Source organism: Actinoplanes sp. NPDC026670 (genome assembly GCF_040638175.1).
GTDB lineage: Bacteria > Actinomycetota > Actinomycetes > Mycobacteriales > Micromonosporaceae > Actinoplanes.
Window position 1 is genome coordinate 223,023 of record NZ_JBEZXU010000005.1, and the last position, 23,723, is coordinate 246,745.

Genomic DNA, 23,723 nt, shown 5'->3' on the forward strand with positions numbered 1-23,723 from the left:
CGAATCCCCTGCTCGGGTTCGCTGCCCCAGAAGTTGTCCACACGGTGTGCACAGGGCTACCCACAGAGTCACCGGGGATGTCCACAGGTTGTCCCAAGGCTCGTCCACCGCGGCAGTTGGGCTGGTGGCGGCGGGGTTCGTACAGTGGTCCAGCCTCACAAGCGGACTTAGATCTTCAGCGAACCCCTGAATCCCGCCCGGGATCAGTCGAAGGGGGAGGCAGTTCGACCGTGAGGCGGCCGATGGCCGAGTGGAGGGGGAAACCGGTGTCGATCACCGACGACGCGAGGCCTGAGTCGCGGCCGCCGTCCCAGGCCGGTGGCGGCGGCGGCAACAAGGGCGGTGGTGGTGGCAACAAGGGCGGTGGCGGCGGCTTCGAGGGCGGTTTCGACAAGACGCCACCGCAGGACGTCGCGGCCGAGCAGGGCGTGCTCGGCGGCATGCTGCTGTCGAAAGACGCGATCGCCGACGTCGTCGAGATCCTCAAGGTCAACGACTTCTACCGGCCGATCCATGCCACCGTCTACGACGTCATCCTCGACCTTTACGGCCGTGGCGAGCCGGCCGACGCCCTGACGGTCGCGGCCGCGCTCGCCGACTCCGGCGACCTGCAACGGGTCGGCGGTGTGCCCTACCTGCACACCCTGATCGAGAGCGTGCCCACCGCGGCGAACGCCTCCTACTACGCCCGGATCGTCTCGGAGCGCGCCATCCTGCGCCGCCTGGTCGAGGCCGGCACCAAGATCGTGCAGCTGGGCTATGGCACCGGCGGCAACGGCGGGCGTGACGTCGACGACATCGTCGACCTGGCCCAGCAGGCCATCTACGAGGTCACCGAGAAACGGGTCAGCGAGGACTTCGCGGCCCTCGGCGACATGTTGCAGCCCACCCTCGACGAGATCGAGGCGGTCGGCGCGGCCGGCGGCGTGATGACCGGCATCCCGACCGGCTTCCAAGACCTGGACCGCCTGCTCAACGGTCTGCACGCAGGCCAGCTGATCATCGTTGCCGGTCGTCCCGGTCTCGGTAAGTCGACCGCGAGCATGGACTTCGCCCGTAACGCGGCGATTCAGTACGGTCACGCGGCCGCCATCTTCTCGCTCGAAATGAGCAAGATCGAGATGGTGATGCGCCTGCTCTCTGCCGAGGCGCGTGTGCCGTTGCACACACTTCGCTCCGGCCAGCTCTCCGACGACGACTGGACCAAGCTGGCCCGCCGGATGGGCGAGATCAGTCAGGCGCCGATCTTCGTCGACGACACCCCCAACATGAACCTGATGGAGATCCGGGCCAAGGCGCGCCGCCTCAAGCAGCGGCACAACCTCCGTCTGCTGGTCATCGACTACCTCCAGCTGATGTCTTCGCCGAAGAAGACGGAGAGCCGGCAGCAGGAGGTCTCCGAGCTCTCCCGTGGTCTCAAGCTGTTGGCCAAGGAGATCGAGTGCCCGGTGATCGGTGTCAGTCAGCTGAACCGTGGTCCCGAGCAGCGGACCGACAAGCGCCCCCAGCTGTCCGACCTGCGTGAGTCCGGCTCGATCGAGCAGGACGCGGACGTCGTGATCCTGCTGCACCGCGACGACTACTACGACAAGGAGTCGCCACGCGCCGGCGAGGCCGACTTCATCGTCGCCAAACACCGAAACGGCCCGACCGACACCATCACGGTGGCGGCGCAGCTGCATCTCTCGCGGTTCGTCGACATGGCGATCTAAAAAGTCCCATATTTCGTACGTTCGGAGGCGTCGCCAACCGCACCGGCCCGTTCCGGGCCTACATCGCGACGTCTCCACAAAAGGGCACACAAGGCGACTCACGCGCCATCACTTCATCACCGGGTTATCGCGAACCTTGTACCGGGAGAGCGTTCCCTGATCGAACATTCCGTATTTGTCGCTTGCCGCATCGACGCGAATGATTCGCGGACATTTCCGGAAAGGCACAACGGTAAAGAGTTGCCGCGGTGTGGACACGCAGCGGGCGTTGTCGCCGGGACGCGGTATCGGTGGTGAGAACCGCGGCCCGGCTCGGGAGCATGGACCTGTGACCGTGGGGTGGGGTCATCGGTCCTGATGTGTGGTGTTTCGTGACGGCTGAACTGAACAGATGTGTCGAGTTCGGTCTCACATGGGGGGCGCTGGCGTTTCGGAAGGTCAGGCGTTGTCGGTCGGACGGTGGTTGGTGACCAGCTGTTCGATCTGCCGGGTTTTGCCGGCCGAGGCGTGCTGGACGGTTTCGACGATGACACGGGCGAGGGTGTCGACCGGCCATTCACGGCAGGCGTCCTGGTTGAGCCGCAGGTCGACGAGGCGGCCGTCAGCGTCCACAGTGGCCCGCACCTCGCCACTCTCCGACTCGGCGCTGACCTGCATGGTGGCGACGCTGCGCTGAAGCTCGTCCACTCCGGAGCGCAGTTCCTCGTATCGGCCGTAGATGTCTTCCAGATCGGTGCGCAGGTTGGGGTCGGCCGCACGATCGGCAGTTTCAGTCACGGTTCTTCCTCCGTTCGCCGCGACAGGGGGGCGGACGTGAGAATACCCAAGATCGGCGACGTTGCGTATTCCGGTAACTTCGTAACGCACACGAAAAGAGAGGCTTATCGAAATAGCTCACTTTTAAGTGACGATACGACTCCGTCTTGTGACTACCTAGAGTGAGCAATAGCACTTTCACAATTCGGACGTCTCAGTGAGGCGCGCGAATTCCCACAGGTAGACCGAACACTGTGGACCGCCAATCCAAACGATGACATGACTCTGCGTGTCCAGGGGTGGTCCGGCGGGCGCGGAAAATTATCAGCCGGATCCGGTGTCGGTTCCTCCTCGGGAGGCTTGCTGGACAGGCTCGATCCGCGCTTGGAGCCGTGTCCTTGCTGGCCGGGCACTCTGTCCAGGGCCCAGGTCAATCGCTGGGTTGGGTGCGGCCCGTTTCGACTACCAGTCGGCCGCGGCTTGGCTCCGTAGGTCCTATTTCTGAGGGTATAGGTGACATGTCGCAGCGACGGCAACGCGGGTGAGCGCACACGTTCGCTGATTGCGGGCTTCGGTCGTTGCTGGAGCGAGGACAGGCGCACACGTTGGGCCGATCGTGAGCGTTCATCCATGCCGGGGCGACGACAGGAGCGCGCACACCGCCAACGTGTGCGCTTGTCCCGCCTGCCTGCTCCTGAACATCGGCGACGGCCAGCCTTGACCGGGCGAGATTCGGTGGGCGAGGTGTTGTGGCATGGCGCAGATCTAGGCGAATCGGTCAGCAGGTGGCGCTGGAAAGTGATTTGGTTGGCGGCCGGCTCGGCGGACTGACGGCGAAGACTCCGGCGACCTCTGTCTACAGAGCTTGGAGCGGCCGCTGTCTCTGCTCAGCGGCACACCTGCGTCTCTGCTCAGCGGCACACCCGCGTCTCTGCTCAGCGGCACACCTGCGGCGACCCTGTGGGGGCAGCGGGGTGCGCTGATTCGACACATCAGTCGGCATCGGTGCCGGAGTGAGATCGTCGTGCACACGGCAGTTGACGTGCATACCACGGGATGCGCCACCGGGAACCGCGCCATGTGCCTGTCGGAATCGCTCGCGGCCGAGGCGGGCCGTTACGTCGACAGGGCCGTGGGCTGCGGTGTTGCTCGGGGCGTGGGCAGTGCCGTCAGCCAAGTCGTTCGGGGAGATGGACGACGGCATCTACATCGCCCCGAATCCGGATACGGCAAGCCGTGCCATGTCGGTTGTCGCAGCGGAGATGCTCCATCACCGCCGCGATCTTGGGGATCCTGCCGGTGACGGAAGGAGATCCACAAGATCGCGGGCGGGGGACACCGAGCCAGGGGCGGGCTGCCGAACACCCGGGGGCCAGAGCCGAGCGGGCGCAGCGATGCAGGTCCAGGGCCCGTTCGGCCTCAGCCCTAGCCCAGCGCCAGATGGTCGGAGCCGGCCGGTCGCCCAGCGGCCGGGTCGATGCGCCTTCGGGTCACGGCGACTCGGGGCCGGAACCGGCCGGCCAGGCCCGGCGCTGCCGGGCTGGAGACGGTCGGTTCCGGTCGTGCCGGGCTGAAGACGGTCGGTTCCGGTAGCGCCGGGCTGGAGATGTTCGGTTCGGCGGGGCCGGGCGGGTGGTCAGTCGAAGAGGTCGTGGAGGAAGCTGCGACGGCGGTAGTGGCCGTGGTGGCCGTATCCGCGCCGGTAGTGGCCGTGGTGACCGTAAGCCGGGACGGCCGGCGGGTAGGCGTGCGGCGCCGGCGCCCCATACGGCGGCGGGGGCGGCGGGGGCGCGTAGCCGGGCTGGTGCGTCGGCGCGTGCGGAGCGTGGGGGGCGGGCGGAGGCGGCGGAGGCGCCTGGCCGCCGGAAGGGGCGCGGTTATAGCTGGCCTCGGCGGCGAACAGCTTCTCCAGCTCGCCGCGGTCGAGGAAGATGCCGCGGCACTCGCTGCACTGGTCGATCGTGACGCCGCTGCGCTCGTAGACCCGCATCTCGCCGTGGCACTTGGGGCACGTCATATGCATTTCAATGACGGTACAAGGCCGTGTCATGCCGTGGGGCGGAAGAACCTGTGTCCTTGCTGAGTGCTGGTGCAAAGAGCAGCAAAGCAGCGGGGTAGAGGAGGTATCCGAATCGTGTCGTCGGCATCAGCAGGATCGCGGTGAGGAGGCCCCATCCACAGAAGAGGGCGGCCGCGCGGGCGGTACGGGGCGGCCGCCGCAGAAGCCGGAAGCCGATCACCGCAGCGGCGAATATCAGCAGGCCAGCAGCTATGTAGCGGCCACCCGGAAGGTTCTGGGAGATCAGGTATCCGGGGAACGGGGACTGTGCGGGACTCGTGACCAGGCCGTGCCCGAGGGGGAAGCGGAGCACGTTCTCGATCAGGGCGTCGGCGTTCACCAGTAGCGGCGGCAGCAGAGCGAGCAGTGGCAGGCCGAGGGCTCCGGGGAGGAAGCGGCGCCACGTTCCGGTGACTGTCGCGTATACGACCAGGACCGCCACGACCGGCAGGGCGAACAGTTTGCAGGCGGCCGCCGCGCCGACGGCTGCTCCGGACCAGCCTGGGCGGCCGGTGGCGGCGAGCGCCAGGGCGAGCAGGCACAGCGCCAGGACCGGAATGTCGTCACCGCCGGTGGCCAGGGTCAACGCGGTCACCGGGAGGACTGTGGCGGCCTGGATGGCACGCACCAGAGCGGGAGACGGGGATGTGAAAAGGGAGCGCTCAGGCCGTACCGATGAAAGAAGGGTGACAGCCGCGCCGAGGGTGACCAACGTCGCGATAGCGAACCAGATCCGGGCGTCGGTGAACCAGTGGTCGCCGACTACGGCGCGGGGGAGGCCGAAGACCGACATTCCCGGCTGATAGGGGCGATAGCCCAGCAGACGCTCGTCGAGCGGGATCGCGGCGATCTCGGTACGGCTCAGGTAGGGCGTGCCGCTGTGCAGCAACGACTCGCCCATCTGCTCGACGACCAGCACCTCCTCCTGGGCCCGGTCGGTGCGCCCGCCGGCCCGCTGCACCGCCTGGATCACCAGCGGCAGTAGCGCCACCGCACCCCAGGTGGCCCAGGCGAGCAGGTCACGACGCTGAACCAGGTAGACGAGCAGCGCAGCGGCGAGGTACCCCCAGGCCGCCACGGCGCCCCACGCGCGGTGCGGCAGCAGTGTCGAGGTCAGTGCGGTGACCAGCGCGAAGACCGCGGAGAGGGCGTAGAGGGCCAGGTCCAGCTTCTTGGTCACGCGGGCAAGTTTGGCAGACGGCGCCTAGGCATGCGCACTACCGAACCCTCGTCGTGCAGGGCCTCCGCCAGCACACCCGGGCGGCCGCCGGAGCCGCGCTGCAGCATGCCGAGGAAGCGAGCCGCCGAGTACGGCCGGGCGAACAGGTGCCCCTGACCGGCGACGCAGCCGAGCGCCCACAAAGCCCGCCGCTGCGGCTCGCTCTCCACGCCCTCGGCCACCACCGTCAGATGCAGGTTGCGGGCCAGGTCGACGGTGGTCCGGACGACTGCGGCGGCCTCGGCTGTGGTCTCCACCCCGGCCACGAACTCGCGATCGATCTTGAGCTGGTGGACCGGGATCCGGGACAGCACCGACAGTGACGAGACGCCGGTGCCGAAGTCGTCGATGGCCAGCCGGACACCCGCGTTGCGCAGCTCAGCGAGGGTGCGCACGACCACGTCGAGCTGACTGACGGTGAGGGTTTCGGTGAGTTCGAGGACCAGCCGGTCGGCGGGCACGTCATGGCGGGAGAGCCGGGCCAGCACCGCGCCGGGAAAGGACGGGTCGAGCAGGCTGCGCGGTGACACGTTCACCGCGACCGGCAGGTCGAAACCGGCGTCCCGCCAGCTCTGCCTGGCGATCAGCGACTGTTCCAGGACCGCGTCGGCGAACGCCGGCAGCTGCCCGGACCGCTCGACCGTCTCCAGGAACCGGACCGGGCTGAGACTGCCCTGGTCGGGGTGATGCCAGCGGGCCAGGGCCTCGGCGGCCAGGACCTCGCCGGTGCCCAGGTCGACGATCGGCTGGAAGTCGACGGTGAACTCGTGCTCGGCCACGGCCCGCCGCAGTTCGCCGGTGAGCATCAGCCGTTCCAGGTCGGCGGTGTCACGGGCGTGCGCGTAGACGACGATCTGCTCGCCTGCGCGTTTCGCCTGGTACATGGCGATGTCGGCGCGGCGCATCAGTTCCTCGACGCTGCCGGCGCCGGCCGCGAGTGCGATGCCGCCGGCCGCCTCGATGGTCAGCCGCATGCCCTCGACCTCGATGATCGTGTCCAGGGTGGCGAGCATCCCGGTCGCCCGGTGCCCGGCCAGTGCGGGCGTGGGCAGTCCGGTGAGCAGCACCGCGAACTCGTCACCGCCGAGCCGGGCCACCAGGTCACCGGGTTCGGCCGCGTCCCGCAGGCGGGCCGCCACCTCGCGCAGCACCTGGTCGCCGGCGGCGTGGCCGAGGGTGTCGTTCACCTCTTTGAAGTGGTTCAGGTCGATCAGGAACAGGGCGAACAGGCCCTGGCCGGTGGAGCGGAACACCTGCTCGGCACGCTCGTACAGCCGGCGGCGGTTGGCCAGGCCGGTCAGCGGATCGTGGGTGGCGGCGTGCGCGTTCTCGGCGGCTATCCGGGCGAGTTCGGCGTACGCCTGGGCGTTCCGGATGGCGGTGCACACCGCCGACGCGAACGTCCGCAGCTTGTACTGCTCGACCTCGGTGAGCCGGACCGTCCCGCCGAACCGCAGGCGCAGCACGCCGACCCGGACACTGCCGTCGTGGGCGATCAGGTCGACCGAGGTCTCATCGGGCGGGGTGACCCGGTCGGTGGGGCCCGACCCGTCGGCGAGGACCTGGGACGCCGTCGCGCGAACCGTCCGGCCGGCCAGGTCGATCGCCGACTCGGCGGCCGAGAAGATCTGCGCCGCCCGGGTGGTCGCCGAGTGCAGGACCTGGGTGAGGTCGACTGCGTTGAGCTCGTCGGTGGCCTTGGCGAGGCGCTGCCAGGACTCGCGTTCCTCGCGGGTGCGGACACTGCGGGACTGCCACAGGTGCATGCACAGCACAACGAGCGGGACGCTCAGCAGGAGCAGCGGGTTGGTGCCGGTGGCGAGGACGCCGACGACCAGCAGGGCGGTGGCCAGCTCCCCGACCAGGCAGATGACGTTGCCGGTCCAGTTGCGCAGCGCAACCTGGAGAACGCCGTCGCCGGTGGCGGTGACCAGCACCGGCACGAAGACCAGGAGGTCGACGAGGAAGAAGGTGATGAGCGCCACCACGATGGGCAGCACCGGGAAGGGTGGGTCGGTCAGATCCGGACGCACGCCGAAAGCCAGAAAGACGGCGGCCGCGGAACTGGTGGTCAGGGCTTCCTTGGCCACCCCGAAGACGGATTTCTGCAGGTCGACCCGCTTCAGGCAACGCAGCAGGGTCATTGCGGCGATGGCGCAGAACACCACCCATGGCGCCGGGATGAGGGTGAGCCCGACCAGGACGGGAATCTCGCCCCAGGTGGTGCTGTCGTTGTTGGCCCGAACCCGGACCAGGACTTTGACCCGTTTGGCGATGAACAGGCAGCCACACAGGCCGGCGAGGACCAACGGGTGCGGTGGGGCATCGGGCAGAGCGATCGCGTAGGCGGCGAAGCCCGCGACGGCGAACAGCCCCAGAACGGCGACGAGACCGACAAGCAGCCGGAGCTGCTGATCGGTCACGTTGTCGTCGCTGTTTTCCCGAGACATGACGTCCTTGTCGTCGCCGAGTGCGATCACTTCGTCGCTCAAGGCACAACCTACCGGGTTCAGGTCCACTCGCGGTCGTTGCGCATATCGATCCCTCCCATTTGTCCTAGCTCGTCCTGGCGGGACTGAATTTAGGACCTGATAGGTGTCGGATTCCAGTGGATCGTGTCGCTATGCGCAGAATGCGACAATAGCGTGACGCGCCGCTACGGACAGTTTCTGAATGGGGACTCAATGCAATGAGAATCGCGTCATTCGGCTGTCGACAATTCTATTTCTCAAGCTTGCCGCAGCATCCCTGAGCAGTGTGGACGGAGTGTGAAGCGAATGCGGCAGCGTTGCGAACTAAGCTCCCGGTATGCCCCAGGAAAGCCACCTAACTCACGTCGATGAGACCGGTGCCGCACGCATGGTCGACGTGTCCGCCAAGGCGGTGAGCGACCGCCGCGCCACCGCCGCCGGCCGCGTCCGCACCACCGCCGAAGTCGTCGACCTCCTGCGCCGGGACGGCCTCCCGAAGGGTGACGCCCTCGCGGTCGCCCGCCTCGCCGGCATCATGGGGGCGAAACGGACACCTGATCTCATTCCGCTCTGCCACCCGATCGGGCTGCACGGCGTCAAGATCGAGCTGGACCTCACGGCCGACACCGTCGAGATCACCGCCGTCACCAAGACCGCCGACCGGACCGGCGTCGAGATGGAGGCCCTCACCGCCGTCGCCACGGCCGGCCTCGCGATGATCGACATGGTCAAGGCGGTCGACCCCGCGGCCAGCCTGGAAAACGTCCGGGTGCTGCGAAAAGAAGGCGGCAAAACCGGCGATTGGGTACGACCGGAGGACCGGCCGTGACGATCCGGGCCAGAGTCGTCGTCGCGTCGAACCGGGCGGCCGCCGGTGTCTACGCCGACACCAGTGGGCCCCGACTCGTCGCCGGCCTCCGCGAACTCGGCTGCGACGTGGATGAGGCGCCGGTGGTCGTACCCGATGGGGAGCCTGTCGCCGAAGCCCTCCGCATCGCCGTCGCCGACGGGATCGATGTCGTCCTGACCAGCGGCGGAACCGGGGTCACCCCGACCGACCGGACCCCCGAGGCGACCCGTGGGCTGCTCGACTTCGAGATCCCCGGCATCGCCGAGGCGATCCGTGCCCACAGCCGTGACAAGGTTCCGGCGGCCGCGCTGTCCCGCGGGCTCGCCGGAGTGGCCGGCCGCACGCTGATCGTCAATCTGCCCGGCTCGACAGGCGGCGCCAAGGACGGACTCGCGGTGCTCGGCCCGCTGCTCGCCCACACGGTGGACCAGATCCGTGGCGGCGACCACTGAGCGTTAGGCTCTCCCGGTGACCGAGTCGACCCCTGTGGACTGGGAACTGGCGCGCACCCTCGCGTATCGCGCGGGCCTCGACGCGGCCGGCGGTGCGGAGGAGATTCCGCTGGCCGTGGCCGACGGCCGGACCCTCGCCGAGCCGTTGCGCGCCCTGACCGACCTGCCCGCCTTCCCGACGTCGAGCATCGACGGCTGGGCGGTGCGCGGCGCCGGGCCGTGGCGCCCGGTCGGCCGGGTCCTGGCCGGGGGCACCCCGCCGCCGCTCACCGCGGACGGTGACTGCGTCGAGATCGCCACCGGCGCGATGGTCCCGGACCACGCCACCGCGCTCATCCGGATCGAGGATTCGGTCACCGGCGCCGACGGCCGCGTCTCCGGCGAGCCGCGGGCCATCCCCGACTGGCGGTTGCCCGGCGAGGAGGCGCATCGCGGCGAGGAGCTCTTCCCGGCCGGCGCCGCGGTGGATCCGGCAGTCGTCGGCGTCGCGGCCACCTGCGGTTACGAGACTCTTTCGGTACGGTCGGCGCCCTCTGCGGCACTACTGGTCTTCGGTGACGAGTTGCTCACCGCCGGGCCACCCGGAGCCGGCCGGGTCCGTGACTCCCTGGGCCCGCAGGTGCCGGGCTGGCTACGGCGCTACGGCGCGACCGTCGAGTCGGTGCAGGGCCCGGTCAAGGACACCCTGAGCGCCCACCTGGACGCGATCCGGAGCGCCCTCGACATCGCCGACCTGGTCTGCACCACGGGCGGCACCATGCACGGGCCGGTCGACCACCTGCATCCGGCGCTGGCCGAGCTCGGCGCGTCGTATGTCGTCAACACCGTCGCGGTGCGTCCCGGTTTCCCGATGCTGCTGGCCCGGGTGCCCGGTCCGGACGGGCGGTCCCGGTTCCTCGCCGGGCTGCCCGGCAATCCCCAATCTGCGGTGATCGCTCTGGTCACGCTGGTTGCGCCGCTGCTTGCCGGGCTCCAGGGCCGGTCGTTGCCGCCGCTGCCGTCGGTCATCGCCGGGGCGGACGTGGCCGGCCGGGGCAGCTTCACCCACCTGGCGCTGGCCGCGCTCGACCCGACCGGGCGCACCGCCACGCCCGCCGGGCACGTCGGTTCGGCCATGCTCCGTGGTCTCGCCAACTCGCACGGCTTCGTCGTCGTCCGGCCCGGCACTCAGGCCGCCGCCGGTGACACGGTCCCCTTCCTGCCCCTTCCGCTGACGCCCGGGGAGCGCCCGTGACCAGCCCCGCCGACCTCACACAGCCCGCGGGCACGCCCGCCGACCCCGCTGCCGCCTCTTCCACAACGGCCGCGTCTGCGCCCGCCTCTTCCACGCCGGCCCCCGCCTCGTCTGCGCCGGCCTCCGCCTCGTCTGCGCCGGCCTCCGCCTCGTCCGGGTCGGCCTCCGCCTCTTCCGCGCCGGCCCCCGCCTCGTCCGGGTCGGCCTCCGCCTCTTCCGCGCCGGCCTCCTCCGCATCCGTTGCTGCCGATGAGGCCTCTCCGGAGGTCGCCGGTCTGGTGGCCATGAGCGCGGTCGTGGACGAGACGCTGGACCTGGCTGCTCACGAAGCGGCCGTCGCCGACCCGCGAGCCGGTGCGGTCGTCTCCTTCCAGGGCGTCGTCCGCGACCATGACCACGGCCGTGGCGTCACCCTGCTCGAATACGAGGGCCACCCGACCGCGGCCGCCATCCTGCGTGAGGTGGCCGAGGAGATCGCCGCCGACCCGGCCGTCTACGCGGTGGCCGTGTCCCACCGGATCGGCACGCTGGAGATCGGCGACGTGGCACTGGTCGCCTCGGTCAGCACGGCCCATCGGGCAGCCGCCTTCGCAGCGTGTGCCCGTCTGGTCGACGAGGCCAAGGCCCGCCTGCCGATCTGGAAGCGCCAGGTCTTCCGCGACGGCACCGAGGAGTGGGTCAACTGCCCCTGACGCCGATCCGGCGGACGCCGAACACCGACTCATGCGGCGCGGCGGCAGGGCGGCGGAGCGGCGCAGCGGCGGTAGGTCGGTGGAGCGGCGGCAGGACGGCGGAACGCCGGTAGGTCAGCGGCCTCGGGGCAGCGGGATGGCCGCCCGCCGATGGGGTGCCGGGCGGGTGGTCGGCAGAGCAGGCGATCCCTGGCGCCACGGCAGCACGTTGACCAGCAGTATCAGGGCGAGCGCGGGCACGTTCCAGCGGAGCGACCACGGCGGCGTGGCGATCAGGATCAGGTAGCCGGCGGCGGCCGCGGTCAGGTACACGGTTCCGGTGCGGCGGGTCGAGCGGGGCAACCGGACGCTGAGCCGACCGCGAAGACCGGCGTCGCCCAGGATCAGGACGGCGGGGAGCATCCACAGGCTCTCGGCGGCGGTGGTCACCGGACCGGCCACGGCCGCGGTCAGGCCGACCAGGGTGAAAGCGGCCACCTCGTCACCTTCGGTGTGGGCGGAACGGGCCCGGATCAGGCCGACCGCCACGAGCAGGACGCCGAAGGCGAACCACACCAGCACGGGTGGGGCGGGGAAGCCGTACAGCCGGGCCATCACTCCGGCCAGGGACTGGTTGTCGAGGTCGCTGACCGGGGCGGGGCGGGCGAGTTCCCACATCGTCGTCCCGTACCAGGTGAGGGTTTCGTCCGGCGCCACCGCCAGCATGCCCAGGGTGACCACCGTCGCGGTGGTCAGGGCGATGAGGGCGGCCCGGCGCTGCCGGGTGATCAGCAGGTAGACGACGAACAGGAGGGCCGTCGTGCTGAAGGTGACGGCCAGTCCGGTGCCGGCTCCGGCCCAGGAGCCGTTCGCCCAGACCCGGCGCAGGGTGCCACCACCGGAGGTGTCGACCTCCCGGCGGGAGCGCTTCGATGATTCCGACAAACCGCCCGAGTACCGGGAGCGCAGGGTGTTGCGGAAGGCGTGCACGATGCGGGCCGTGCGGGGGCGGTCGGCCGGGGACCGGCGTGTGACGAGAGACACGCGGGATGACCGGCGGGCCCTCAGCAGGGCGGCCAGGGATCGGTTGCGCACACGTGCGGCTCGGCGCAGTCCGACCAGGTCGGCGGCGATCAGGGCGAGGATCAGGAGTTCCGGGCGGCCGAGGCCGATGGCGGCGCGGACCGGTTCGGCGAGCAGCGCCAGGGCCGCCGCGGCCAGCACGAACGGGCCGCGGCGCCGACCGTGGCGACGGGCCACCGGGCCGGCGATCACCAGGGTGCTGAGCACCAGGGCGGCGAGTCCGGCGAGGGCGAGCAGCCAGCCGGCCACCCGCAACGGCAACAGGGTGAGAGGCGCGGCGAGCAGCGCCAGTGCGGGTGGCAGCGCGGCGCCGGCTTCATTCATCGGGGAGCGGTACGCGTAGAGCCCGTCCCCGGCCAGCCAGCCCGTGATCGCCTCATGTTCGACGGCGAGGGTGCTCAGGCCGTACCGCTGCATGTAAAGGGTGATGATCGCGGCCGTGACCAGCACGCCCACGGCGACCAGTCCGGACCTCATGCGCGCAGCGCTGAGCGCGATGTTCCTGATTGCCGGCATGGCGCGACCCCCGTCTCGTCCCCGGGCACGGCACGTCCTGCCGGTTGGCCCGCCCGTCTGCGCGTGGCGCGCAGTGGGTCGGGACGGCGGCAGGGCGTTGCCGAGCGGAAGCGAGCTTAGAAGGCGCTGACCGACCGCGCGGCCCCTCGTCCGCTTTAACGCAAAGGCCGCAATAAGGTTGTTAGCCGGGCAATCTGCGCGCTGCCGCGACGATCCGGGCCTCCCGTCGAGCGGTCCGGACCGCCCGCCGGACCGATCGCTGGCTCCTGTCGATCGCGTGCGATGTCCGATAATGAATACCCGGGCGGCCCTCTGTGTCGACCGCCGCGAGGAGTAGCCCGCCGAGTAGGCCGAGGCTGCGCAGCAGGTGGTCGCGATCGCCCTTCTCGGTCAGTGTGTGCGGGACGAGCCCGGCCGCCAGGACCGCCGCGGCCGGGCGGGTGAACCGCCCGGTGGCGAGGGCGAGACCGGCCACCACGTCGGTGACCGCCTTGATCCGGACCAGCGTGCGCGGGTCGGTGGGTAGGCGCGGGTCGGCACGCTCGATCAGCGGCGTCACCCGGTCGGTGAGCGGGCGCACCGCCTCGACACGGGAATCCGGCCGGGCCAGAGTGCGGATGCCGTCGACGACGAAGATCGACGCGAGCATCGCGCGGGCTGCGGAGCGTACGGGCCTCATCACCCGGTTATACCCGCAACCGTGCCCTCACACCGGCTGCGTTCTGAGGTAGCGGCCGAAGTGCGGGACGGTGAACGCGACAGTTCCCCGTTCACCCGAGTAGATGAGTCCCTTTTTGATCAGAGCGTCGCGAGCCGGGGAGAGACTCGCGGGCTTGCGGCCGAGCGAGATCGCGATCTCCGAGGTCGGCACCGCGGCGTCCATGTCGTTGCCCGGATCGTCGGAGAGCGCGGCCATCGCCCGCATGTACTCCCGCTCGGCCGGGGTGGCCCGCTCGAACCGGGAGCCGAAGAAGCCGACCGCCAGCTCACCCTCCGCCTCCGGCGCGGCCATCAACACGTCGTCTGCGGTGATCGGCGTCTGCGGCGCATGGTCCCAGGTCGCCTTCCCATAGGCCTGGACGAAGTACGGATACCCGCCCGACTTCTCGTAGAGGAGGTCGAGCGCCTCCTGGTCGTACTCCACGCCCTCCCGCTCGGCGGGCACCCCCAGCGCCAGGTCGGCGGCGTCCCGGTCCAGCCGGTCGATCCGCGCGTACCGGAAGAGCCGTTCGGAATACGACTTGGCCGCCGACAGCACGGCCGGCAGGTGTGGCAGCCCCGCGCCCACCACGATCAGCGGCGCGCCCAGCTGGGACAACTCGTGACAGGCCGCGCAGAGCGCCGACACGTCGGTCGCGCTCAGGTCCTGCATCTCGTCGATGAACAGGGCGATCCCGGTGCCCACGTCGGTCGCCAGCGAGGCCGCGTCGGTGAAGAGCTCGACCAGGTCGATCTCGATGTCACCGGAGTCGGCCCGGCCGCGCGCCGGCGGCACGTCGATGCCCGGCGCCCACCGATCACGCAGCTTGGCGTTGCCGTCGTTGGACCGCAGCGCGAACGCCTTGAGCACACCCAGCACCTCGTCCACCCGATCCGGGTCGCGATGATGCGGCGCCAGCTCACGGATCGCCATGTGCAGGGCGCCGGAGACCGGGCGGCGCAGCGACTGGTCCGGCCGGGCCTCGATCTTGCCGGTGCCCCAGAGCCGGCCGATGGCGGCCGAGCGCAGGGTGTTGAGCAGCACCGTCTTGCCGACACCGCGCAAGCCGGTCAGGACCAGGCTGCGCTCCGGGCGGCCACGGGCCACCCGCTCCAGCACGATGTCGAAGGCGTCCAGCTCACGGCCGCGTCCGGCCAGCTCGGGCGGGCGCTGGCCGGCGCCGGGAGCGTACGGGTTCCGCACCGGATCCATGACGTAGCACCGTATCGGGCTATCTAGCGTCAGCGCTAGAGTCCGCTCGATATCACCCTCTAAGTTGGTCTAGCATCCTGGCTAGAAAGCGCTAGACGGGTTCATACTCGCGTAGGCACAGGACGAAATCGACATCGTCGTACTCGGTGTCGTAGTAGTACCACTTCGTGTATTTGGGCACGGTTGCACACTTACGTACCGCGTCCCGCTCGCCTGTCGTCCGGCCGTCGACGCGCTTCAAGATCTCGTAGGTGTTCGCCGTGCACACCACGATCCGCAGCTTCGGCTCGGTGTTCGTGCCCTCGTTACGGACACACTGGCCCTTCGCGGCGAACCTGGCGTCCGCACTCGGCTGCGGTCGTGCGCCCGGCCCGGCCGGCACCGTCGCGGCGGCGGTGGAACCGGACACCGGCTCCTTCTTGCCGCCCAGCGTGAACCAGGCCGCGGTCGCCACACCCCCGCCGATCAGCACGCTCAACGCGGCGACCGTGGCGCCCATCGCGAACCCGCGCCGGGCCGGCGGCTTCTTCCACTCCGGTTTCTGCCACTCCGGCGGCGGCGCGAACGCCTGCTGCTGCGGAATGTCCTGTGCGTGACCGCCCCAGGGGTCCGAGGGCTCCGAATATGGCTGCTCAGGGCTACCGCTCGGCCACGCCTGACCAGGGTAAGGCCCGTTCTGCGACATCGGGGGTCCCTCCAGAAGCGATTTACGCCGCCTGCCACCGTAGCGTGCGCCGGACAATCGGATACCTTTCACCTTCGTGTCGTCACAACTGGTGATCTTGTCGATGCTCTTCGGCGCCGCGGCCGGGGCGTTCCTGCCCCGGATCGCCCATCGGCTGACCGTCCCATTCGGATCACCGGCCCGCTCCGAGTGTGGGCGGTGCGGGCGGGCGTACCCCTCGGGATGGAACGGCTGGCTCCACGCCGGCCCGGCCTGCGGCGTGGGCGGACACTGGCCGGCGGTGACGTTCGCGATGACCGCCGGAGTGCTGGCGGCCGCGCTCGGACCGGTCCCGCAGCTGCCCGTCCACCTGCTCGCGGCGATCCCGGGGCTGTTGCTGGCGATGATCGACCTGGGCTGCCTGCGACTGCCGGACCGGCTGGTCGGCATGTTCGTGCTGGCCGGCGGAGTTCCGCTCGCCCTGCTCGCGCCGGACCGGATCGTCCCGGCACTGGCCACGGGTCTGCTGGTCGGCGCCGCCTATCTGGCGATCGCCCTGCTGCCCGGGCACGGACTCGGCCTCGGCGACGTGAAACTGGGCGCGGCACTGGCGTTCCTGCTCGGGTTCGCGGGGTGGCCGGCGGTGGCCGTCTGCCTCGGCACCGCCCACCTGCTCAACGGTGTGGTCGCCACCTGGTTGCTGGTGACCCGAAAGGGACGGCCGATCCCATTCGGTCCCGCGCTGCTCGCCGGATTCATCCTGGCGACTACAGCAGCCTGAGTTGGCGGTCCTTCGGCCGGGCCGGAACGGCCTCGCCCAGCTTCTCGAAAAGTCCGGAATCGATCACGTCGAGGAACGGGGTCGGAGACTGCTCCCGCTCACTGCCGTGCCGGAACCGCTTCGCCGAGTGGCTGACATAGAGCCGGTCCTGGGCACGGGTCAGACCGACGAAGAACAGCCGCCGCTCCTCGGCGATCTCGTCCTCCGACGGCGCCGAACCGGGCCAGCGCAGCGGCAGCAGCCCGTCCTCACAGCCGACCAGGAACACCACCGGGAACTCCAGGCCCTTGGCGGCATGCAGGGTGAGCAGGTTGACCGCCTCGGCCCGCGGGTCCAGAGCATCCACCTCGGCACCTGTCGCCAGCTGCTGAAGGAAGAGCGGAAGGTCGTCGCCGACCCGGTTGGCCAGCGGCGACAGCAACTCGGCGGCGAGCCGGACGTCCTCGGGGGCGAGCTGGTCGCCGTCCAGGGTCGGCGCTGCGTAACGCTGGGCCAGTGCCTGACCGGCCGCCTTCACCCGGGCCGGCAGCGGTCCACCCGCACCACCGGCGTGCCGCAGCTCCCGGGCGATCTCCGCCACACCGGGACGGTCCCGCAGCCGGTTGTGTGAACGCTTCTGCACCGGGACACCGGCGCGGGACAGCGCGTCCACGATCGGGCCGGACTGCGCATCGGTGCGGTAGAGCACCGCGATGTCCGAGAACGACAGGTTGCCGACGGCCGCGGCACGGGAGTCGACCCGACCCGAGTCGAGCGAACGATGGGACAGGCCACCGACCAGCTCGTCGATCGTCCGGACCACGAAGTCGGCCTCGTCGGCGACACTGCGGGCCGCGTACCGCCCGACCAGGGAGGCCTCCGGATCCAGCCGTGCCGGGTCCAGGCGGCGGCCGCTGACCAGCGTCGACGGCGCGATGGCCTGCACCGCCGCAGCCAGGATCGGCGCCGACGACCGGTAGTTACGGGTCAGCCGGACCAGGCGGGCGTCCACGAAGTCGGCGTTGAACCGGAGGAAGTACCGCACGTCGGCGCCACGGAACGAGTAGATCGCCTGGTCCGGGTCACCGATCGCACACAGGTTGCCATCCGGCGGGCTGAGCAGGCGCAACAGCTCGTACTGCAACTCGTCGACGTCCTGATACTCGTCCACGAAGATCCACTGCCAGCGCCTGCGGTATCGCTCGACCAGCGCCGGATCCTCGCGCAGCAGCGTCACGGGCACGCTGATCAGGTCGTCCAGGTCCACCAGGTCCTGCTGACGCAACAGCTTCCGGTACGCCGTGTCGTCGTCACCGGCCTGCTCCCGGGCCTGCGCCTGCTCGTGCTCGTCGGCGATCCGCCAGCCGGTACCGAGCCCGGCCGCCTTCGCGTTCTCCTTCAGCACGGTCAGGCCCAGCGAATGGAACGTGCCCACGGTGATGTCCTCGGCGACGTCCCCGAGCAGCGCCTCCAGACGCTCCTTCAGCTCGGCCGCGGCCCGCCTGGTGAACGTGATCGCCAGGCAGCGCTCCGGGAAGACACCCAGCTCGGCACAGAGGTACGCGATCCGGTGCGTCAGTGTCCGGGTCTTGCCGGTGCCCGGTCCCGCGACGATCAGCAGCGGCCCACCGGGTGCCGACGCGGCCACCCGCTGCATCGCGTCGAGCCGGTCCAGCAGGCCGGTGCCGACCTCCTCCATGCCGGCGAGCATCGGCTCGAACGGCTCGTGCGGGCTCGGCGGCGGCGCCAGCGGCGGCGGGGCCGGCTTCTCCTTCACCGGCTTGGCCTTCGGTTTCGCCTTCTCCTTGGCCGGCTCGGGACGCGGGGCCGGCTGCTCGGATGGGAAGTCGAAGAGCGTCTCGGTCTGCGGGGCACTGTTGCGGTTGCGCAGCTCACCCGGGTCGAACAGGGTGATCACGCCGTACTCGCCGTCATAACCGGGCACCCGCCGCACGTCACCGCGCCGGAGCCGGGTGATCGCCTCCCGTAGCTCGTCGCCGCCGGCTTTGCCGATCTCGTCGACCGGAACCTTGCGCAGAATGTCGAGCTCCGCGCCGAGCGTCGCCACCAGGTGGTTGAGCTGGGACTCGACGGTCTTCGACTTGGGGCCGACGCCGTGGATCTCACCGATGATCTCGTGCAGCTGGATCAGGTGCTCGACGTGATCGTCCCGGTGGAAGCCGAGCGGCCGGTCGGCCAGGTCCTCGATCCGGCTCAGCACACCGACGGTCAGCGGGCGGCCGCACTCCGGGCAACGGCCGTTCGACGCCCGGGTCTTCGCCGGCTCCCAGTTCACCCCGCAGGCCCGGTGGCCGTCGGCGTGGTACTTGCCCTCCTCCGGGAAGAACTCCAGCGTCCCGGCCAGGCCGATGCCGTCCTTCACCGCGAAGTAGTCAGGCGTGCCGGTGAACAGGGTGGCCTCGCGGGCCAGGGCGGCCGGCGAGTGCGCGTCCGAGTTCGAGACCAGGCGGTACCGGTCGAGGCTGGAGACCCGCCAGTTCATCTCCGGGTCCGACGAGAGGCCGGTCTCCACCGCGGTCACGTGGTCGGCCAGGTCGGCGTAGCAGTCGGCGATCGCGTCGAACCCCGACTTCGAACCCAGCGCCGAGAACCACGGGGTCCAGATGTGCGCCGGGATCAGATAGCCGCCCGCCTCCAGGGTGATCTCCAGGAGGTTGCGCGAGTCCAGCCCCAGGATCGGGCGGCCGTCCGCGGTCAGGTTCCCGATCCGGCCCAGCGCGGTGTTGATCTTCTCGACCGACTCGAAGTCGGGCGCGTAGAGCAGGTGATGCACCTTGCGGGTCTTGTCGTCGCGTTTGTAGATCGTCGAGATCTCCACGCTCAACATGAACCGGGCGGGTGTGGTGCCACGCAGCGAACCGGGCAGGCGCTTGGTGACCGGTGTCTCGTCGGTGAGCCGGAACAGGCCGGGCTCGGCCGGCGTCAGGCTCTCCTTGAGGTGCTCGAACCAGGCCGGGTGGGTGAAGTCTCCGGTGCCCAGCAGGGCGATGCCCTTGCGCCGGGCCCACCAGGCCAGGTTGGGCAGCGTCAGATCACGGCTGCAGGCCCGCGAGAAGCGCGAATGAATGTGCAGGTCTGCCACATATGTATCCGTGCTGACCTCCACGCCCCGCATCCTGTCATGGCCGTCGGTCCCGCCTTGCTTCGCCACGCTCAAACACACTTACCGATCTTGATGGGTTATGCCACACGTAGTTCGATGACCGTGACCTGTGGGGGTGCGCCCACACGCACCGGTGGACCCCAGAATCCCGCACCGTTGGTCACGTAGACCGGCACGCCGTCCACCTTCCCGAAGCCGGAGACTACCGGCTGCTGGAGTTTCACGAGCAGGTTGAACGGAGCCATCTGGCCGCCGTGCGTGTGACCGGAGACCTGGAGATCCACCCCGTAGGGAGCGGCGTCCACGGCGGCCACCGGCTGGTGGGCCATCAGGACCACCGGCCGGGCGGTGTCCCGGTCGCCCAGCGCGCGGGCGAAATCCGGGGCGTCACCCTGCTCCGCGCCGCTCAGATCGTTGACACCGGCCAGGTCCAGTCCGTTGATCGCCACCCGCTCGTTGCGCAGCGGTTTGATCCCCAATCGGGCCACCTCTTCGACCCACTCCTCGGCGCCGGAGTAGTACTCGTGGTTGCCGGTCACGAAGAACGCCCCGTGCCGGGACTCGATCCCGGCCAGCGGCGCGGCGAACCGGCCCAATTCGGCCACACTGCCGTCGACCAGGTCACCGACGACGCACACCAGGTCCGCGTTCACCGAGTTGATCACCTGAACGATGCGCTGCGCGTGGTTCACCCCGGTCAGCGGCCCGATGTGGATGTCCGAGACCACCGCGATCCGGGTGCCGTCCATCGCCCGTGGGAGCTTGGCCATCGGCATCTGGAAACGGTCGATCTGCGGGGCGCTGGTCGCGGTCTTCACCCCATACCCGGTGATGCCTGCGGCGGTCAGACCGGCGAAGATCGCCGTGCCGCGGGCGAGCAGCAGCCGCCGCTCGACGCCGCGCTTCGCCTCCGTGTCCGGATCCGGCGCGTCAGCATCGTTCGGGCCGTGCTTCTCCCCGGTGCCGGGTTCGTCGCCGACCGGCGTCTCGGCAGCGGTCGCCGGGGCTGCGGTCGCGGTCCCGACCGACCCCGCTCCGCCGGCCACAGCCGTCGGCCGCGGCTCGGCCGCGGTCTCGACTCCATCGGCGACGCGGATCGGTGCGGGTGCGGCGCTGGTCGCGGTTTCGGTCTTCTTTCCGGTACGCCCGGAGCCCGCCCACAGGCGCATCAGCAGCAGCCGCGGAACCTCCAGCACCGCCAGCGTCACGAGCAGGTAGAACATCACGGCGATCCACAGATAGCCGGGCCACGAGAGCCACTTGAAGTAGCCGGCACGGACCCCGATGAAGGTCAGCGGTGTGAGAATGCCGAGCGCCACCGCCACGATCGTCCCGGCCCGGCGCCCCCACCCGGGACGCAGCGTGTCACGAACCAACCGTTTCCACAGGTAGTAGTGGATCAGGCCGACGACCAGCAGGATAACCACGAAGAAGACGAACAACCCGAACCCTCCCCAGCCGTCCACTCACGTGGAGGCACCCCCAACTTGCCCGACCAAGTGTCCCCGAACGCCCGGATCTCCCGGCATCGGCGACGCACCGGCTCCTCAGCCGTGTCTCAGCATGGGTGTGCGTGCAGCCGGTCGACGCCCTCGCGCCGAATCTGGAAGCCTGACCGGATGGAACGGTTTCTGACCCGACGCGAAGCCTCCGAAGCAGTCGCCGACCAGGGCTGGCGTTTCGTACTGGGCACCCTGCGCACCTCCGTGCCGGTCACGTCGCTTGCCGAGGCCGCCACGATTGCCGCGCGGGCCGTCGAAGCCTGCGGCGCCGACGCCGACGAGCACCTGCGGATGGACCTGCGCCCGAACCATGTGAGCCTCACCCTGCGCCCGCGGGCCTTCGGCGGGGTGACCGCCCGCGACACCGAGCTGGCCGGCCGGATCACCGAAGCCCTGCACCCCCTCGGCCGGACGACCACCGCCCGGTCGGTGCAGGAGTGGGAGATCGCCATCGACGCGCTGGACATTGCTTCGGTCCGCCCGTTCTGGAAGGCGGTGCTCGGATACACCGACGAGACCGGCAAGCACGGCCCCGAGGACCGTCTCGTCGACCCGCTGCGCCAGGGACCGGCGATCTGGTTTCAGCGGATGACCGAGCCACGCCCGCAGCGCAACCGCATCCACTTCGACATCAGCGTCCCGCACGACGAAGCACCGGGCCGTATCGCCGCAGCGCTCGCCGCCGGCGGCCGTCTGGTCTCCGAGGAGTGGGCGCCGTCTTTCTGGGTCCTTGCCGACCGGGAGGGCAACGAGGTCTGCGTGACCACCTGGCAGGGCCGTGATCCCTGACCCGCCGCCACCGGGCCACCGGACCACCGCCTGGCCCGACGACCACGCCCGACCACGCGGCCGGTGAGGCGGGCTCATGACGGTGCCTCGGCGGGCCAGCGGCCGGTGAGGTGCCGGGCGAGAAGCGCGGCGTGCGAGAGCGGGCTCGACGTGTCCGCCGGGTCGCCGTTGGTGGTGTAGTCGAGAAGGACCAGACCGTCGCTGGACAGCGCCCGCAGCCGGTCGACCTCGTCGGCGAGACGATGCTCCAGCACCCAGCGGTAGGCCGGCAGGTAGATCTGCCGGCGGGCCGTCGAGTAGTCCAGCAGGGTCTCGCCGTGGAGCCCGGCCCGGTGCCCGCGGACCGGACCGTATCGGCGGACCGTGCGTTTCAGCCCGGTCATCGACGTCACCGACAGCTTGGTCGGGTCGACGTCGGAGTGCTCGAAGACCTTGAGCGCCTGCCAGATGCCCTCGACCGAGGCGGCGACCGCCCCGGGGGTGAGCGGGACCGGAATCCCGCCGTGTGGATAGAACGGGCTCAGCCGCACCCATGGCTCGGGGCCACGCGAGGTCACATCGATCACGGTGGCGCCCGGAAACGCCGCCCGCACCGACTCGGGCTTGCGCCGGCGACTCGCGACATGAACCAGCATCCCAACCTCCCTCAGGCCTCGCCGGACATGCTGCCCGAGGGGTACGACAAAAATTAGCCCCCGGCGAACGGAGGCAGGACGTCGACCGTCGCCCCGGCCGGGAGGACGGCAGCCCGGTCGTGGCAGTTGAGTCCGTCGACGAGGAAGCTGGCCGCCTTCATCACCAGGGCCAGCCGCTCGCCGTGCCGGTCCGTCAGCACCTGGGTCAGCTGGTCGATGGTGACGGCCTCGATCGTCTCGCTGGACGTGCCGCCGGCGGCCGCCCGGGCCCCGGCGAAGTAGCGGACCGTGAGCACGGACTCAGCCTCCGATCGCGGACATGGGTCGGGCAGGCTGAAGGAACGTCGGATCGTCGATGCCGTGCCCGGCGCGCTTGCCCCACATGGCAGCCCGCCAGGCGTCCGCGATCTCCTGGTCGGCGGCGCCACCACGGAGCAGTTTGCGCAGGTCGCTCTCCTCGGTGGCGAAGAGACAGTTACGGACCTGGCCGTCCGCCGTGAGCCGGGTGCGGTCACAGTCGCCGCAGAACGGCCTGGTCACGCTGGCGATGACACCGACCCGGGCCGGCTCGCCGGCCGCATCGACATAGCCCGGGACCAGCCAGGTCTCGGCCGGCGCGGTTCCACGTGAAACATCGTCGGGCTGAAGATCGAACGGCGCCAGCGCGGCCAGGATCTCCTCGGCCGTGACCATCTCCCGGCGGTCCCACTGGTGCTGGGCGTCCAGCGGCATCTGCTCGATGAAGCGCAGCTGATAGCCGTGATCGAGAGCGAACTGTAGAAGCGCCGGCGCCTCGTCGTCGTTGACCCCGCGCATCAGCACCGTATTGATCTTCACGGGCGTGAGACCGGCGGCGGCCGCGGCACGCAGCCCGGCCAGCACGTCGGAGTGCCTGTCGCGCAGGGTGAGCGTGTGGAACCGGGCCGGGTCGAGCGTGTCGAGCGAGACGTTGACCCGGTGCAGGCCGGCATCACGCAGCGGGACGGCGATCCGGTCCAGCCCGATCCCGTTGGTGGTGACCGACAGCTTGGGCCGCGGATCGAGGCGCGCTGCGTCCTCGACGATGCTCACCAGCCCGCGCCGGATCAGCGGCTCACCACCGGTGAACCGCACCTCGGTGACACCCAGTTGCTCGACCGCGATCCGGACGAGCCGTTTCACCTCGTCGTCGGTGAGCTGCTGCGGCTGCGGCATCCACGCCAGGCCCTCCGCGGGCATGCAGTAGGTGCAGCGCAGATTGCACCGATCCGTGAGCGAGACACGGAGATCGGTGGCGATGCGACCGAACCGGTCGGCGAGCATGGTCACCCGCGC

The 23,723-nt window shown here is 70.1% G+C and carries 20 protein-coding genes; 7 read left to right on the forward strand and 13 right to left on the reverse strand.

Annotated elements, in window-relative coordinates:
• The first annotated feature begins 242 nt into the window (after window positions 1-242).
• The gene (gene dnaB, locus AB0E94_RS07535) at window positions 243-1,712 is read left to right on the forward strand and encodes a replicative DNA helicase (RefSeq protein ID WP_360323612.1); all 1,470 of its coding nucleotides are present in this window, start codon (window positions 243-245) and stop codon (window positions 1,710-1,712) included.
• A gap of 438 nt (window positions 1,713-2,150) precedes the next feature.
• Here the strand turns inward: dnaB and AB0E94_RS07540 are convergent, their stop codons facing one another.
• The 4 genes from AB0E94_RS07540 to AB0E94_RS07555 all read right to left on the reverse strand — a co-directional run bounded on the left by AB0E94_RS07540 (window position 2,151) and on the right by AB0E94_RS07555 (window position 8,196).
• Window positions 2,151-2,489 (reverse strand): YbaB/EbfC family nucleoid-associated protein, encoded by a 339-nt coding sequence (locus tag AB0E94_RS07540; RefSeq protein WP_360323614.1) that lies wholly within the window; start codon window positions 2,487-2,489, stop codon window positions 2,151-2,153.
• Window positions 2,490-4,104: 1,615 nt separating this feature from the next.
• On the reverse strand, window positions 4,105-4,491 hold the full coding sequence (locus AB0E94_RS07545) for a zf-TFIIB domain-containing protein (RefSeq protein ID WP_360323616.1): 387 nt from the start codon (window positions 4,489-4,491) through the stop codon (window positions 4,105-4,107).
• Between the two features lies 1 nt (window position 4,492).
• Window positions 4,493-5,707, reverse strand: a complete 1,215-nt coding sequence (locus tag AB0E94_RS07550) for a glycosyltransferase 87 family protein (protein ID WP_360323618.1) — start codon at window positions 5,705-5,707, stop codon at window positions 4,493-4,495.
• Window positions 5,704-8,196: a bifunctional diguanylate cyclase/phosphodiesterase gene (locus AB0E94_RS07555; protein WP_360323732.1), complete on the reverse strand. Its 2,493-nt coding sequence runs from the start codon at window positions 8,194-8,196 to the stop codon at window positions 5,704-5,706. The genes AB0E94_RS07550 and AB0E94_RS07555 overlap by 4 nt, the downstream gene beginning before the upstream one ends.
• 358 nt (window positions 8,197-8,554) lie before the next feature.
• On the opposite strand from AB0E94_RS07555, the gene moaC reads away from it, so the two are divergent.
• From moaC to AB0E94_RS07575, 4 genes are all read left to right on the forward strand, one after another.
• Complete coding sequence (gene moaC / locus AB0E94_RS07560; RefSeq protein ID WP_360323620.1) at window positions 8,555-9,046, forward strand: cyclic pyranopterin monophosphate synthase MoaC; 492 nt, start codon at window positions 8,555-8,557, stop codon at window positions 9,044-9,046.
• On the forward strand, window positions 9,019-9,519 hold the full coding sequence (locus tag AB0E94_RS07565; protein WP_360323622.1) for a MogA/MoaB family molybdenum cofactor biosynthesis protein: 501 nt from the start codon (window positions 9,019-9,021) through the stop codon (window positions 9,517-9,519). The genes moaC and AB0E94_RS07565 overlap by 28 nt, the downstream gene beginning before the upstream one ends.
• 16 nt (window positions 9,520-9,535) lie before the next feature.
• Complete coding sequence (locus AB0E94_RS07570) at window positions 9,536-10,753, forward strand: molybdopterin molybdotransferase MoeA (protein ID WP_360323624.1); 1,218 nt, start codon at window positions 9,536-9,538, stop codon at window positions 10,751-10,753.
• Between the two features lie 284 nt (window positions 10,754-11,037).
• A complete protein-coding gene (locus AB0E94_RS07575; RefSeq protein WP_317797295.1) occupies window positions 11,038-11,445 on the forward strand; it encodes a molybdenum cofactor biosynthesis protein MoaE in 408 nt (135 codons plus the stop codon).
• Window positions 11,446-11,559: 114 nt separating this feature from the next.
• Here the strand turns inward: AB0E94_RS07575 and AB0E94_RS07580 are convergent, their stop codons facing one another.
• From AB0E94_RS07580 to AB0E94_RS07595, 4 genes are all read right to left on the reverse strand, one after another.
• Window positions 11,560-12,984, reverse strand: a complete 1,425-nt coding sequence (locus tag AB0E94_RS07580) for a glycosyltransferase family 87 protein (RefSeq protein WP_360323626.1) — start codon at window positions 12,982-12,984, stop codon at window positions 11,560-11,562.
• Between the two features lie 220 nt (window positions 12,985-13,204).
• The gene (locus AB0E94_RS07585; RefSeq protein ID WP_360323628.1) at window positions 13,205-13,702 is read right to left on the reverse strand and encodes a DoxX family membrane protein; all 498 of its coding nucleotides are present in this window, start codon (window positions 13,700-13,702) and stop codon (window positions 13,205-13,207) included.
• Between the two features lie 27 nt (window positions 13,703-13,729).
• Window positions 13,730-14,935: an AAA family ATPase gene (locus tag AB0E94_RS07590; protein ID WP_360323630.1), complete on the reverse strand. Its 1,206-nt coding sequence runs from the start codon at window positions 14,933-14,935 to the stop codon at window positions 13,730-13,732.
• Window positions 14,936-15,026: 91 nt separating this feature from the next.
• On the reverse strand, window positions 15,027-15,620 hold the full coding sequence (locus tag AB0E94_RS07595) for a hypothetical protein (RefSeq protein ID WP_360323632.1): 594 nt from the start codon (window positions 15,618-15,620) through the stop codon (window positions 15,027-15,029).
• A 76-nt stretch (window positions 15,621-15,696) separates the two neighbouring features.
• On the opposite strand from AB0E94_RS07595, the gene AB0E94_RS07600 reads away from it, so the two are divergent.
• Window positions 15,697-16,380: a prepilin peptidase gene (locus AB0E94_RS07600; protein WP_360323634.1), complete on the forward strand. Its 684-nt coding sequence runs from the start codon at window positions 15,697-15,699 to the stop codon at window positions 16,378-16,380.
• Here AB0E94_RS07600 and AB0E94_RS07605 read toward each other — a convergent pair.
• Together AB0E94_RS07605 and AB0E94_RS07610 are read right to left on the reverse strand one after the other, a co-directional pair.
• A complete protein-coding gene (locus tag AB0E94_RS07605; RefSeq protein ID WP_360323734.1) occupies window positions 16,367-19,495 on the reverse strand; it encodes a UvrD-helicase domain-containing protein in 3,129 nt (1,042 codons plus the stop codon). The genes AB0E94_RS07600 and AB0E94_RS07605 overlap by 14 nt on opposite strands.
• Window positions 19,496-19,560: 65 nt before the next feature.
• The gene (locus AB0E94_RS07610) at window positions 19,561-20,949 is read right to left on the reverse strand and encodes a metallophosphoesterase (protein WP_360323636.1); all 1,389 of its coding nucleotides are present in this window, start codon (window positions 20,947-20,949) and stop codon (window positions 19,561-19,563) included.
• Between the two features lie 153 nt (window positions 20,950-21,102).
• On the opposite strand from AB0E94_RS07610, the gene AB0E94_RS07615 reads away from it, so the two are divergent.
• Entirely contained in the window at window positions 21,103-21,774 is a 672-nt protein-coding gene (locus tag AB0E94_RS07615; protein WP_360323638.1) for a VOC family protein, read from the forward strand.
• Between the two features lie 74 nt (window positions 21,775-21,848).
• Here AB0E94_RS07615 and AB0E94_RS07620 read toward each other — a convergent pair whose 3' ends face one another.
• From AB0E94_RS07620 to moaA, 3 genes are read right to left on the reverse strand one after another with little or no spacing between them, the layout of a single operon-like run.
• Entirely contained in the window at window positions 21,849-22,409 is a 561-nt protein-coding gene (locus AB0E94_RS07620; protein WP_360323640.1) for a hypothetical protein, read from the reverse strand.
• A 53-nt stretch (window positions 22,410-22,462) separates the two neighbouring features.
• The gene (locus tag AB0E94_RS07625; RefSeq protein WP_360323642.1) at window positions 22,463-22,705 is read right to left on the reverse strand and encodes a MoaD/ThiS family protein; all 243 of its coding nucleotides are present in this window, start codon (window positions 22,703-22,705) and stop codon (window positions 22,463-22,465) included.
• A 4-nt stretch (window positions 22,706-22,709) separates the two neighbouring features.
• Window positions 22,710-23,711, reverse strand: a complete 1,002-nt coding sequence (moaA, locus tag AB0E94_RS07630) for a GTP 3',8-cyclase MoaA (RefSeq protein WP_360323736.1) — start codon at window positions 23,709-23,711, stop codon at window positions 22,710-22,712.
• Between the last annotated feature and the right edge of the window lie 12 nt (window positions 23,712-23,723).

Bases quoted from the DNA above. Each gene is read 5' to 3' on its own strand.
- dnaB (WP_360323612.1), top strand. From the start codon at position 243: ATGGCCGAGTGGAGGGGGAAACCGGTGTCGATCACCGACGACGCGAGG.
- AB0E94_RS07545 (WP_360323616.1), bottom strand. From the start codon at position 4,491: ATGCATATGACGTGCCCCAAGTGCCACGGCGAGATGCGGGTCTACGAG.
- AB0E94_RS07555 (WP_360323732.1), bottom strand. From the start codon at position 8,196: ATGTCTCGGGAAAACAGCGACGACAACGTGACCGATCAGCAGCTCCGG.
- moaC (WP_360323620.1), top strand. From the start codon at position 8,555: ATGCCCCAGGAAAGCCACCTAACTCACGTCGATGAGACCGGTGCCGCA.
- AB0E94_RS07575 (WP_317797295.1), top strand. From the start codon at position 11,038: ATGAGCGCGGTCGTGGACGAGACGCTGGACCTGGCTGCTCACGAAGCG.
- AB0E94_RS07580 (WP_360323626.1), bottom strand. From the start codon at position 12,984: ATGAGGTCCGGACTGGTCGCCGTGGGCGTGCTGGTCACGGCCGCGATC.
- AB0E94_RS07585 (WP_360323628.1), bottom strand. From the start codon at position 13,702: ATGAGGCCCGTACGCTCCGCAGCCCGCGCGATGCTCGCGTCGATCTTC.
- AB0E94_RS07590 (WP_360323630.1), bottom strand. From the start codon at position 14,935: ATGGATCCGGTGCGGAACCCGTACGCTCCCGGCGCCGGCCAGCGCCCG.
- AB0E94_RS07595 (WP_360323632.1), bottom strand. From the start codon at position 15,620: ATGTCGCAGAACGGGCCTTACCCTGGTCAGGCGTGGCCGAGCGGTAGC.
- AB0E94_RS07605 (WP_360323734.1), bottom strand. From the start codon at position 19,495: ATGCGGGGCGTGGAGGTCAGCACGGATACATATGTGGCAGACCTGCAC.
- AB0E94_RS07615 (WP_360323638.1), top strand. From the start codon at position 21,103: ATGGAACGGTTTCTGACCCGACGCGAAGCCTCCGAAGCAGTCGCCGAC.
- AB0E94_RS07620 (WP_360323640.1), bottom strand. From the start codon at position 22,409: ATGCTGGTTCATGTCGCGAGTCGCCGGCGCAAGCCCGAGTCGGTGCGG.
- moaA (WP_360323736.1), bottom strand. From the start codon at position 23,711: ATGCTCGCCGACCGGTTCGGTCGCATCGCCACCGATCTCCGTGTCTCG.